The sequence below is a fragment of the Streptococcus sp. OH4692_COT-348 genome, assembly GCF_003859975.1.
Taxonomy (GTDB): Bacteria; Bacillota; Bacilli; order Lactobacillales; family Streptococcaceae; genus Streptococcus.
Genome location: NZ_RQZB01000003.1, coordinates 47610 through 61258, shown reverse-complemented (window position 1 = coordinate 61258; position 13649 = coordinate 47610). Strand labels below are relative to the sequence as shown.

The 13649-nt window shown below is 39.9% G+C and carries 9 protein-coding genes; all 9 read right to left on the bottom strand.

Annotated features, from left to right (window positions below; translation table 11 throughout):
• Positions 1–12 precede the first annotated feature (12 nt).
• The 9 genes from polA to hpf all read right to left on the bottom strand — a co-directional run bounded on the left by polA (position 13) and on the right by hpf (position 13649).
• Positions 13–2646, bottom strand: a complete 2634-nt coding sequence (polA, locus tag EII37_RS02200; protein ID WP_124787453.1) for a DNA polymerase I — start codon at positions 2644–2646, stop codon at positions 13–15.
• 119 nt (positions 2647–2765) lie between these two features.
• Positions 2766–5810 (bottom strand): SIALI-17 repeat-containing surface protein, encoded by a 3045-nt coding sequence (locus EII37_RS02195; protein ID WP_124787452.1) that lies wholly within the window; start codon positions 5808–5810, stop codon positions 2766–2768.
• A 329-nt stretch (positions 5811–6139) separates the two neighbouring features.
• Positions 6140–7498: a choline binding-anchored murein hydrolase CbpD gene (gene cbpD, locus EII37_RS02190; protein ID WP_124787451.1), complete on the bottom strand. Its 1359-nt coding sequence runs from the start codon at positions 7496–7498 to the stop codon at positions 6140–6142.
• 88 nt (positions 7499–7586) lie between these two features.
• Entirely contained in the window at positions 7587–7853 is a 267-nt protein-coding gene (locus EII37_RS02185) for a Veg family protein (RefSeq protein WP_001278169.1), read from the bottom strand.
• Position 7854: 1 nt separating this feature from the next.
• Positions 7855–9207 carry a replicative DNA helicase gene (gene dnaB / locus EII37_RS02180; protein WP_124787450.1) on the bottom strand — a complete coding sequence of 451 codons (1353 nt, stop codon included), beginning with the start codon at positions 9205–9207 and terminating at the stop codon, positions 7855–7857.
• A gap of 43 nt (positions 9208–9250) precedes the next feature.
• The gene (gene rplI / locus EII37_RS02175; RefSeq protein ID WP_000864213.1) at positions 9251–9703 is read right to left on the bottom strand and encodes a 50S ribosomal protein L9; all 453 of its coding nucleotides are present in this window, start codon (positions 9701–9703) and stop codon (positions 9251–9253) included.
• Complete coding sequence (locus tag EII37_RS02170; protein WP_124787449.1) at positions 9700–11673, bottom strand: DHH family phosphoesterase; 1974 nt, start codon at positions 11671–11673, stop codon at positions 9700–9702. The genes rplI and EII37_RS02170 overlap by 4 nt, the downstream gene beginning before the upstream one ends.
• 162 nt (positions 11674–11835) lie before the next feature.
• Positions 11836–13014 carry an acetyl-CoA C-acetyltransferase gene (locus EII37_RS02165; protein WP_124787448.1) on the bottom strand — a complete coding sequence of 393 codons (1179 nt, stop codon included), beginning with the start codon at positions 13012–13014 and terminating at the stop codon, positions 11836–11838.
• An 86-nt stretch (positions 13015–13100) separates the two neighbouring features.
• Positions 13101–13649 (bottom strand): ribosome hibernation-promoting factor, HPF/YfiA family, encoded by a 549-nt coding sequence (gene hpf / locus EII37_RS02160; protein WP_124787447.1) that lies wholly within the window; start codon positions 13647–13649, stop codon positions 13101–13103.

The following is a 13649-nucleotide window of genomic DNA, read 5'->3' as shown; positions in this document are numbered from 1 at the left end:
TACATAACTTTTTTATTTAGCCTCGTACCAGGTTGCTCCCTCATTCTCATCCGCAATCAGGGGAACACTGAGTTGAATGGCTTCTTCCATGGTTTGTTTGACCAATTTTTTCATTTCTGCTAGTTCAGATTTAGGAACTTCAAGGACAATTTCATCGTGAACTTGTAGAAGCATCTTAGTCTGATAACCACCTGCAACCAAGGCTTTATCCAGCTGAATCATGGCAATCTTGAGAATATCTGCTGCCGAACCTTGAATAGGAGAGTTGATAGCAGTCCGCTCCGCAAAACCACGAATGTTAAAGTTTCGCGAATTGATATCTGGCAACTCACGGCGACGCTTGAAGAGGGTCTCTACATAGCCCTTATCACGCGCCTCACGCACCACTTCATCCATGTAGTTTTTAATGCCCGGGAAGCGTTCAAAGTAGGTATCAATGTAAGCTTTGGCCTCCTTACGGCTGATGCCCAAATTATTAGACAGACCAAAATCTGAAATCCCGTAAACCACTCCAAAGTTAACTGCTTTGGCATTGCGACGGTCGTTTGGAGTCACATCCTCAGGGCGTTCAATTCCAAAGACCCGCATGGCCGTCGAGGTATGGATATCTGCTCCCTCTTGAAAGGCCTTAATCAGATGCTCATCCTTAGAAATATGCGCCAAAACGCGCAATTCAATCTGTGAATAGTCCGAGCTGAGCAACACACTATCCTCCCACTCAGGCACAAAAGCCTTACGAATGAGACGGCCTTGCTCCAAACGCACAGGAATATTTTGCAAGTTTGGATCCACACTAGACAGACGCCCAGTCTGGGTCAAATCCTGCACATAGCGAGTATGAATCTTGCCATCAGCCAAAATCCAGTCCTGCAAGCCAATCACATAGGTAGATTGAATCTTAGCAATCTGACGGTAGTCGAGAATTTTCTTAACAATCGGCGCAATAGGAGCCAGACGCTCCAAGACATCCACGGCTGTCGAGTATCCAGTCTTGGTTTTCTTAGTGTATTCTAGAGGTAGCCCCAATTTTTCAAAGAGAAGCACGCCCAACTGCTTAGGCGAGTTAATATTAAACTCCTCACCAGCCAGTTCGTAAATCTCCTGAGTCAGTTTTTCAATGACAAGCTCATTTTCATCCTGCATCTCAAGCAAGGTCTCTTTCTTGACCGTAATTCCAGCAATTTCCATCTTGGCAAGGACAAAAGATAGGGGTTGCTCCATATCATAAAGAAGCTCTAATTGCCCATTTTCACTGAGTTTTTTAAGCAAAATAGACTCAGTCTCAACCAAAACAGCAAGCTTACTCGCCAAATGTTCCAAGAATTTCTTACGTCCAGGAAGGGCCTTCTTGACTCCCTTACCATAGAAAGTCTCATCATCGACCAAGTAAGTCTGACCATAAAGACTAGCAATAGTCGCAATTTCATTGTCCTCCACAGTCGAAAGGAGGTATTTAGCCAAACGACTATCAAAAGCAGGCGCCTGTAAATCCACACCAAAACGATTCAAGAGAACTTTGGCCTTTTTAAAATCATAAACTCTCAGAGGTGTTTTTTCTAGAAAATCCTTGAAAATAGGCTCTTGCAAAAGGTTAAGCTTGTCCGTAGCATAGAGCTTATCTCCACAAGACCAGGCAAATCCAACCAAATCATCCGTATGGTAATTCTCACCAAAAAGCTCAAAATGGAAGATAGATTCTTCAGTCAGCATGTCTTGAGTGACTTGATCAACGATAGTAAAGTTCAAACTTTCAGCCACATCAGCTGACGACACATTTAAAGCCTGCTTGAGCTGTTTGAAACCCATCTCATCGTAGAATTTCCCAAGATTTTCCACATCTGGACCACTATAGACCAAATCATCCAAACCAATCTCAATCGGTGCCTTGGTATCAATGGTCGCCAGTGTTTTCGACAAAAAGGCCTGTTCCTTATCATTGATGAGATTTTCCTTCATCTTAGAAGCCTTCATCCCATCAATATTTTCATAAATCCCCTCAAGAGAGCCATGCTCCAGCAAGAGCTTGATACCCGTCTTTTCACCGATTTTGGTCACCCCAGGGATATTATCCGACTTATCACCCATGAGCGCCTTGAGATCGATAAACTGCGTCGGTGTAATGCCCATCTTTTCCATGAGATAATCTGGCGTAAAGGCCTCAAACTCAGCCACACCTTTCTTGGAAATCTCAACCACCGTATGCTCATCCGTCAGCTGAATCAAATCCTTGTCCCCACTGACAATGGTAATATCAAAACCATCCTGCTCTGCTAGTTTATCCAGTGTCCCAATGATATCATCTGCTTCATACTGAGCCAACTCATAATGACGAATCCCCATATGATCCAACAACTCACGAATGAAAGGAAATTGCTCACGAAACTCATCAGGAGTCTTAGCCCGACCACCCTTATAGTCCGCATACATCTCTGTCCGGAAGGTCGTCTTTCCCGCATCAAAAGCCACCAAAATATGACTGGGCTCAACCCGCTCCAACAAATGGCTCAACATCAACTGGAAACCATAAATCGCATTGGTATGCAAGCCAGCCGCATTCTTAAAACGGTCCAACTGCTGATAGAGCGCGAAGAACGCCCGAAAAGCAACAGAAGACCCATCAATCAATAATAATTTTTTCTTATCCATACACCCATTATAAAGGAAAGCACCAAAAAATACCATTGGAAAGAGTTCCCTGAGAGAAACTAAGATAATATTAAAAAGAGAAGGAAGTTATTCCCTCTCTTTCAAGATACTAAAATAAATTAGTTCTTACGTTTCACAAATGGAATAGCACCAAGGAACAATCCAAGGAATCCTAATGATGCAACTGCAACATTATCTTTACCACCAGTATTTGGAAGTTCTTTTTTATCTTCTGCTTTTGCTGCTGGTGCTTGATAAGTATTATCCTTGTTAGTACCTGCTGTTGTAAGAGTATATTCTGGGACTTCGTTAATTGCTGGGGCGCCTGTCTCTGCATACACTGGAACTTCGTTAATTGCTGGGGTACCTGCTTCTGCATACGCTGGAACTTCGTTAATTGCTGGGGTACCTGCTTCTGCATACGCTGGAACTTCGTTAATTGCTGGGGTGCCTGCTTCTGCATACGCTGGAACTTCAGTAATTGCTGGGGCGCCTGTTTCTGCATACGCTGGGACTTCAGTAATTGCTGGGGCGCCTGTTTCTGCATACGCTGGAACTTCAGTAATTGCTGGGGCGCCTGTTTCTGCATACGCTGGAACTTCGTTAATTGCTGGGGCGCCTGTCTCTGCATACGCTGGGACTTCAGTAACTGCTGGGGCGCCTGTCTCTGCATACGCTGGGACTTCAGTAATTGCTGGGGCGCCTGTTTCTACATACGCTGGGACTTCGTTAATTGCTGCTTCTAAACTATTAACTCCACTGTTGAATTCCGGAGCTACCTCAGCTACAGGAGCATCAGCCGCATTAACTCCTCCACTATATTCTGAAGCATCGGCTACAGTAGGAGGTGTTGCATCATTTACCCCACCATTGAAATCAGAGCCATGATCTCCAGAAGGAGAGTCACTAGGATTCACACCACCGTTGAATTCAGGAGCATTAAGAGCACTTGGTACTTCGTCAAGTTGTTTAGCGTCGTCAGAAGGTGCATCACTAGGATTTACACCACCACTAAAGTCTTTCAGTTCTTCACCCTTAGGAACTTCTTTTAAGTTTTCGATGTAACCTAAAGTTGCGTTGTAATCATCAGTTAGTCTAGTAATTGCATCGTCGTCCTCTTGAACCAATTCGTTCACTTCGTCGAAATCAGTTTTGGCTTCATCACTAGCTGATTTAGCAGAAGCAACTGAAGCTTCTAGTTTAGTTACAGCATCTTGCAATCCATCTTGGATAGCTTGATCCGCATTGTTTTTCTTAGCAGTTTCAAGAGCAGTTTTAGTTTTTTCTAAAGTTTCTTTTTGTTTATCTAACGCAGCATTCTTCTCTTCTACTACCTTAGCCTTTTCAGCAGCGTCAGCTTTATCTTCATCAGCTTCGTTAGTTAATTGTTCAATTTTTTCAGCTAAATCATCAGCAATGTCTATAAGTTTTTTAACAATCGGTTTAGAATCTTCTTTTTTAGCTGCTTCATCAATTTTTTTAGTTTCGTCAGCAGTTAATTCTTTAGTTTTATAAGCTTCAGGAGCTTTATCTTTTGTATTCCCATCGTTAACGAATTCATCTATAGCTTGAGTAGCTGTAAGAACTCCATCTTCAATCGCTTGTAATAAAGCTTCTTTACCGATTTCAGCTTTTGCTTCTTCGATAGCTTTCGCTTTATCTTCAGGTTTAATGCTATCGTCCTTGTTGATTTTATCTTCAGCAGTTTTTTCAAGTTGCTCTAAAGCACCTTTTAAAGCTTCTAAATTAGCTGCTTCTGCTTGTGTAGCTTCTTCCTCTTTTTTAACTTCTTCTTCAACTTTAGCTTTCGCTTTAGCCGCTGCTTCTTTTGCTTTAGCTAATTCAGCTTCTGCGTCAGCTTTAGCTTTGTCCGCTTCTGCTTTTGCAGTCTCAGTAGCAGTTACATCAGCTGCTTCTTTTTTAGCTTTAGCTGTAGCTTCTTCAACCTTTTTAGCTTCTTCAGCTACTTTTTTCTCTAATTCAGTAACTTTAGCATCAGCCTCTGCTTTAGCTTTAGCAGCTTTTTCAGCTTCGGTTGGTTCAGCTTCTTCCTCTGGAGTTTCTTCTGCTGGTTTAGCTGGTTCTGCAGCTTCTTTTGCTTCTGCTTTTTTTACTTCTTCAAGAAGATTATCACGTTTTTCAGTTAAATCTTGAATTTCAGCTGTAGCAGCCTGAATTTTTTCATCAGCTTCATCAAATTCAGACTTCGCAGTATCGCGTTCTTTTTCAATCGCAGTTACAGCTTTTTCTAACGGTGCTGTGATATCTTCAGCAAATCCATTATCTTTAGCAGATTTAAGAGCTTCTTTTGCTTCTTTTAAAGTATCTTCCTGTTTTTTGAGTGTTTCAGCTTTCTTTTCAGCATCGGCTTTTAATTTCTCAGCATCATCCGTTAAGTTTTCAATTGTTTCAGTTAAATCATCAGCTTTATCTTGCAATTTTTCTGATTCAGGACGAGCAGCATCCGCTACTTCACCTTCTTCAATTCCCGCTTGCACCTCTTCAGGAAGCTTGTCCTTAGATACAGGAGTTTCTGTTTTAATTGTTGGATTAGTATCTTGTGCTTTTTCAGCATCATCTGCTAACTCAGCAAGAATATCAGAAGCATTTAATTCACCAGACTCAGCAGACTTTAATAATTCTTCTTTTGCTTTTTTGTCAAGCAATTCGTTATCAGGAATTTGTTTCAAAGCTTCAGTTAAAGCTTCTTTAGCTTCTGCTTCTTCTTTTGCAGCGGCTTCTGCTTTTGCGGCTTCTGCTTTTGCTTTAGAGTCAGCTTTAGCAGCTTCTGCTTTTGCTTTAGCTAATTCATCGTCAGCCGTTTTCTTAGTTTCTTCAGCTTTAGTTTTTGCAACATCAGCCTCAGCAGCTTCTTTTTTCTCTGTTTCAAGTTTAGTAGCTGCATCAGTTGCTGCAGTAGTTGTTCTATCTACTTTAGATTGAGCTTCATCAACTTTAGCGTTAGCTTCTTTTTCAGCTTCCTTGGCTTTTTCAACCTCAGTTTTTGGTTTTTCAGCCGTAGGTGTAGGCTTAGTTTCTCCAGTAGGTTGAGCAGCTGTAGGTTTGTCATCAGCTTTCACAACTGACGGTTGAGATGCAACAAATGTAGCACCTAAAACAGCCACACTAGCCAAACTAGTTAAAATCATTTTCTTTTTGTTCATTTTTAAAACGCCCCTTTTTGGAATCATATTTTCTTCATATTATAACTCTTTAACATATATTAATCAAGCGATATATTAAGTATGTTCAAAAAATATGTTTATATTGACTAGTACAGAGTGAAATCAATATAAACATATTTTAAATTACTTAATACTACGGAAACCTAGATAAGCAATAAATTATTTATTAAAGAATTTATCCCATGAAAATAGTTAATATCAAACAAGCTACAATAAAAAAGATATAAGAACGCTTCAAGTAAATATTTAAAATAGTGCTAATTACTTTTGAATATAGTTAAAAATGATAATGAATCAAGTTTTTTAGTTTATTTTTCTTTAATCCACTCACCGTTATGATTTACAGTATAACCGTCCACTATAGTATTAACAGCTAGCTCACCTGAAGAGTAAGAATAATACCACTTACCAGATACTTGATACCAGCCCGTTTTCATTGCCCCTGAATCATCTAGATAATACCAAAATCCTTTCTCCTGTAACCAGCCTGTCTGCATTTCGCCTGACGATTTCAAATAATACCAGTTAGAACCATCTTTTAGCCATCCCGTTGATTTAGAACCATTGGATTTAAAATGATACCAACTACCATTTACTTTCTTCCAATTTATAGCCAAACTACTATCCGTATTGTTGTTAGAGATATTTTCTGGTTGGTGAACATCCGAGTGCGAAACTTCTTCCAACTGAACATAGCGACGACTTCCATTATAAGCAGTATAACTCAACCATTTATATCCATCTTTTTCGAGAATCTGATCATAATGAACGTTCTCTCCAGAGTAATAATAATCAATTGTAGTTGCGCTAGCTAGGGGCTGAGTCTTGATAGCAGATTTAGCCTTAAAAAAATGTGTTCCTCCTGTGGAAGAGATACGAGAATCATTTAGAACGTGAGAAACAAGAGGATTTGTATTCACAGCCTCCAACTGAACATAACGACGGCTTCCATTATAAGCCGTATAACTCAACCACTTGTACCCATCTTTTTCAAGAACTTGATCATAATGAACATTATCGCCAGTATAATAGTAATCAATCGCAGTTGCGCTAGCTAGAGGCTGATTTTTGATAGCAGCCTTAGCCTTGAAAGAATGTGTTCCTCCTGTGGAAACTGAAGTTTGACTATTCCCTGCACTGCCTCCAGCTAAATCTTTAAAATGAATAAAACCAGTCATGGTATTGGCCTTCACGACGCGCTTATTATAAGATTCCCTTATCCCATAGTTGTATTCTTCAATCTCAATCTGATCTCCCATTACATTTGACACCCAGGCAACATGACCATAAGTCCCTACAGTAGACCAAGCAATGGAGCCAATAGCTGGTGTATTATCTACACGATACCCTTCACGACGAGCACGATGACCCCATTCATTCGCATTTCCATAAGCTGCCGGAATCTCAAAACCATTTACACCACTTAAGCGAAAGGCTGCAAAAGAAGTACACTGACGAGAATACATGCGCCACTTATCAATTTCCTGACTGCCATTTTTATAATAAGCAGGATAATCATCCCCACGCGCAATCGATCCATTTCCTCCGGAATAGGCATATGCACTATCACCCGCTGCTAGCATCAATCCTACTACTAAAAAGGGAACAACTTTTTTAGCTGATTTTCTAAAAGAAAATTCTGTTACTTTGAATGGTAAAACTTTCATTCTTCCTCCTTGAAAAATAATATAAATCGAAGATTGCCTTCACTTAAATTATTCGGAGAAAAAAGAAAAAGTGAGAAAATTTCTCACTTTAGTCAAGATAATGAATCAAATTCTTTTCTGTAAGGATATCTGAGTAAGTAAAGGATTCAACGTAAACATTAGCTTGTTTATCTCCTTCAACGTTTCCAAATTCAACGATAAATAGGGATGGATAAACCTCAATTAGCTTACCCAATCTATTTTTTTGGCGCTTACGACCATTCTCCAAAGTCATTTCTACGACTTGTCCCTCATGTGCCTTGATTTCTTCTTTGATTTTTTTCATCTTGGCTACATCTGTAAATGCATCTGACATCTTATTCCTCCCTCTTTGAGATACTTGAAAATTTATTGTATTCTTTTTGGAAAATCAATTCCACCGTTCCACGAGCTCCACTACGGTTTTTCTCGATAATAACTTCTACCTTATTATTTGGTATTCCTTCCTCTTCTTCACCACCACGCTCATAGTAGTCATCACGATAAAGAAAGGCTACGATATCAGCGTCCTGCTCAATAGACCCAGATTCACGAATATCAGACAAGACCGGTCTCTTATCCTGACGTTGTTCTACACCACGAGAAAGCTGACTTAGAGCGATTACTGGAACTTTCAGTTCCTTGGCTAGGATTTTCAACTGACGTGAAATTTCTGAAACCTCTTGTTGACGATTTTCTCGACCAGTTCCCGTGATAAGCTGCAAATAGTCTATCAAAATCAAACCAAGATTTCCAGTTTCTTGAGCTAATTTACGTGAACGAGAACGAATCTCTGTAATCCGAATCCCTGGCGTATCATCGATATAGATACTTGCATTAGCTAGATTCCCTTGAGCAATGGTATATTTTTTCCACTCCTCATCAGTCAATTGACCCGTACGGATAGAATGCGATTCTACCAAACCTTCTGCCGCCAACATACGATCCACTAGACTTTCCGCACCCATTTCCAGTGAAAAAATAGCAACCGTTTTGTCCAACTTAGTCCCAATATTCTGAGCAATATTCAAGGCAAAGGCTGTCTTACCAACCGCCGGACGAGCTGCTAAGATAATCAACTCCTCCTCATGAAGACCAGTTGTCATATGATCCAAATCACGATAACCGGTCGCAATACCTGTAATATCAGTCGTTTGTTGAGAACGAGCCTCCAGATTTCCAAAGTTGACATTCAATACATCTCGAATGTTCTTAAATCCACTTCGATTTGCATTTTCACTAACATCAATCAGACCTTTTTCTGCTTGAGCAATGATTTCATCAGCTGGTTGTGAAGCCTCGTAAGCTTGATTGACAGACTCTGTCAACTTGGCGATTAATCGCCGTAGCATAGCCTTTTCTGCAACAATTTTAGCATAATACTCCGCATTAGCAGAAGTTGGCACAGAATTGACAATCTCAACTAGGTAAGACAGGCCACCAATATTCTGTAAATCACCTTGATTATCCAGAATGGTACGAACCGTTGTTGCATCAATAGCATCGCCACGATCGGATAAATCAACCATGGCTTGGAAAATCAAACGATGGGCATACTTAAAAAAGTCCCGAGATTCAATATATTCTCGCACAAAAACAAGCTTACTCTCGTCAATAAAAATAGCCCCCAAAACGGATTGTTCAGCTAAGATATCTTGAGGTTGTACTCGTAACTCTTCTACTTCTGCCATCAGACTTCCCTTCCTTTTACAATCTTGTCAAGAAAGTGTAAATTTACCCTTCTTTCACACGAAGATTGATCACACTTGTGATATCTTGATAAATTTTCACTGGTACATCGATCAAACCAACCGCCCGAATCGGAGCTTGTACTTGAATATGACGTTTATCAATCTTAATTCCAAATTGCTTTTGCAATTCTTCTGCAATCTTCTTATTCGTAATTGAACCAAAAGTACGGCCATCTGGGCCAACTTTTTCAACAAATTCTACAATAGTTTCCTCTGCTTCTAGTTGGGCTTTAATTGCTTTTGCTTCTGCAATCATCTCAGCGTGAGCTTTCTCTTCTGATTTTTGTTTACCACGAAGTTCACCTACAGCTTGAGCGGTCGCTTCTTTGGCTAGATTCTTTTTGATAAGAAAGTTTTGCGCATACCCTGTTGGTACTTCCTTAATTTCGCCTTTTTTACCTTTTCCTTTAACATCTGCTAAAAAGATTACTTTCATTCTTCTTTCTCCTTTTCCTTTATTTCATTTAATACAATTTCTGTCAGTTTTTCACCTGCTTCTGACAAGGTTAAATCTTTAATTTGAGCTGCTGCCAAATTGAAGTGACCTCCACCTCCCAACTCTTCCATGATCCGTTGTACATTCAGTTTACTACGACTTCGAGCTGAGATAGAGATAAATCCTTGTGTGTTCTTCGCAAGAACAAAACTCGCTTCAATACCTGACATAGCTAACATGGCATCTGCTGCCTTACTAATAACAACTGTGTCATAGCATTTCGAGTCCTTAGCCTCTGCTAGCAATACATCGGAGCCTAATTTACATCCCTGTAAAATCAGTTCATTGACCTCACGATATTCTTCAAAATCGGTCGCAGCGATTTCTTGGATAGCAATACTATCACTTCCGCGCGTTCTGAGATAGCTAGCAACATCAAATGTCCGACTAGTCACTCGCGAGGTGAAATTTTTAGTATCCAACATCATACCAGCCATCAAGACGCTTGCTTGCATACGACTCAAACGATTTTTCTTAGAATTCTGGAACTGGATCAATTCCGTTACCAACTCACTGGCACTACTTGCACCACTTTCGATATAAGTAATAACCGCATTATCTGGAAAATCCTGATCCCGTCTGTGGTGGTCGATGACGATGGTTTGGGTAAATAAATCATAAAAATCTTTTGATAAAGTTAAAGCTGTCTTTGAATGGTCTACAAGAATCAACAAAGAACGATTGGTCACCATCCCCATTGCATCCTTAACAGACAACAACTTCGTAACTCCTTCTTTTTCTAAGAATGAAACAGCTCGTCCAATATCCGGCGACATTTGTTCTTCATCATAAATAGCATAGCTATTTTCAGTCACATTGCTGGCAAATAACTGCATACCTACAGCAGAACCCAAAGCATCCATATCTAGATTTTTGTGACCAACTACAAAAACCTGATCTACACTTCGAATCTTATCTGAAATAGCTGTCATCATAGCGCGCGTACGGGTCCGTGTACGCTTGATTGAGGCAGCAGACCCACCACCAAAATAAACTGGATTTTTTGTTTCGTCGTTTTCCTTGACAACCACCTGGTCGCCACCACGCACTTCAGCCAAGTTCAAATTGAGCAATGCAACTTTCCCTATTTCATCATGATTTCCATCACCATAAGAAAACCCCATACTTAAGGTCAATGGCAACTGTCTCTGTTTCGCCTCTTCTCTGAAAGCATCAATAACCGAAAATTTATCTTTCATCAAGCCCTCAAGTACCGTATAGTCCGTAAATAGATAAAAACGATCCATACTCACTCGACGGGAGAACATGGCATGCTTCCCAGCAAATTCTGAAACAAAATTTGCTACAAAACTATTGATATGACTGATATCAGACTCCGATGTTTCATCTTCTAAGTCATCGTAGTTGTCAACAGAAACGACACCAATCACAGGCCGACTCGTTACTAACTCGACAGTCGCTTCGTATTCTCCAGACACATCAAAAAAGTAAAGAACTCCAGATGCCTTGTCCATATGAACCGAATAGCGGGTCTCACCCAAGGTGGCATAAGAACCTGGATTCCCCACAGAAGCCTTGATAATAGTCTGAATTAAGGCTATATCAACCTCTCCCTCTTCAGTTGTTAAAATTAGCTCTGCATACGGATTAAACCACTCTACCTCCCCACTAGATAAATCTAGTTTTAAAACACCAACCGGCATCTGATCCAATAAAGTATTCAAGCTGTTTTCTGCCTGATGATTCACATATTGAATTTGTTTAATTTCTCTATTTTCATACTTTTTTTTATTCCAGATGAATAAAATCAAATAAAGAAGCACAAATAAAAATAAAACACCAATTGTTACTATATTATTTTTTGAAAAAAGAATCATCACTGTCAGAATTCCGAAGGTTATAATCCCAAGTAGAATCACCGAAAACGGAGTCAATTTAATTTTTTTCATTCTAAACCTCTTGCGCATTATTATATCACAAATGCCCTTAAAAAGCGACTTTTAAAAGAGGTAAATAGCCTGTTAATTATAGATTTATGAGCAAATAGGAGGATACATAAATCATCCCCCTGATTTCCACTTAACCTAATTCTATATCTTTATCTATCTGTTTTAACGCTCTACGATAAGGGCTATCCCCATCCCTCCTCCGATACAGAGAGTTGCTAAACCAGTTTTAGCATCACGTTTCATCATCTCATGTACCAGAGTCACCAGGATTCGGCAACCTGAAGCCCCAATCGGATGACCAAGAGCAATCGCGCCACCATTGACATTGACAATATCTGTGCTAAAACCAAGTGTTTTCCCAACCGCACAAGCCTGAGCAGCAAAGGCTTCATTTGACTCAATTAAGTCAAGATCATCAACTGTCAAATTGCATTTTTCAAGTGCCTTGCGAGTCGCATAAATCGGTCCACATCCCATAATCTTAGGATCCAAACCTGCACTTGCATACGAACGAATGCGAGCAATCACTGGGAGTCCTAATTCTTCAGCTTTTTCAGCACTCATGATTAAGACAGCTGCTGCCCCGTCATTGATTCCTGAAGCATTTCCCGCTGTGACAGAGCCGTCTTTTTTGAAAACAGGACCTAGCTCAGACAGACTCTCCAAGCTAGCATCTTTTCTAGGAAATTCATCTGTATCAAAGACGATAGGATCGCCTTTACGTTGAGTAATGACCACTGGCACAATCTCTTCTTTAAAGCGTCCAGACTCTATAGCCGCTACTGCTCGTTTTTGTGATTCCAAAGCAAGAGCATCTTGAATATCTCGACTAATATCATATTCTTTGGCCACATTCTCAGCTGTAATCCCCATATGGTATTCGTTAAAGGCATCAGACAAACCGTCCTTAATCATGGTATCTACCACTTTCGAATCTCCCATACGGCCACCCCAGCGAAAGTTTGGCAAAACATATGGAGCTTGACTCATGTTTTCTGCACCACCAGCAACAATAATATCTGCATCCCCACACTGAATTGCTTGAGCAGCTAACTGAACTGCCTTCAAACCGGAACCACAAACCTTATTAATGGTAAAGGCTGGTGTAAATTCAGGAAGCCCAGCATGAATACTCATTTGGCGAGCCACATTTTGGCCTAAACCTGCGCCTAGAACATTCCCCATAATTACTTCATCTACCTGCTCTGGTTTAATATTCGCTTTTTCCAAAGCACTCTTAATTACTAAAGATCCCAAATCAACAGCAGAAACATTCTTTAAGCTCCCGCCAAAGGAACCTAGAGGAGTTCGCACTGCCGAAACAATAACTACGTCTTTCATGACTACCTCCATTTATGCCTTGTGTAATGATGCAATACAAAAGTGGTTTACACTGGTGTAAACCACTTTAATTAGTCATTTCAATTTTAAGATTCTTTAACCTCTAACAGACCAATTTCTCCATCCTCACGACGATAAATCACATTGGTTGTCTGATCTTCAACATCCACATAGATAAAGAAATCATGTCCCAACAAATCCATCTGTAGAATAGCTTCTTCCAAATCCATTGGTTTTAAATCAATTTGTTTTGAACGAACCACTTTTGGTTGTACAACATTCAAATCTTCAACTAATACATCTGTAAATAATTGACTAGTTGCTACCTTATTTTTATTTTTACGCTCAATTTTTGTTTTATTTTTACGAATCTGACGTTCAATTTTATCAGTTACAAGGTCAATTGAACCATACATATCTTGAGACACATCTTCTGCACGAAGAGTAATTGAGCCAAGCGGAATCGTCACCTCCACTTTAGCCGTTTTTTCACGATACACCTTCAAGTTTACTCGAGCATCCAACTCTTGTTCAGCTTGAAAATACTTTTCGATCTTTTCGAGTTTAGAAACTACATAATCACGAATTGCTTCTGTTACTTCTAGGTTTTCACCACGGATACTATATTTAATCAT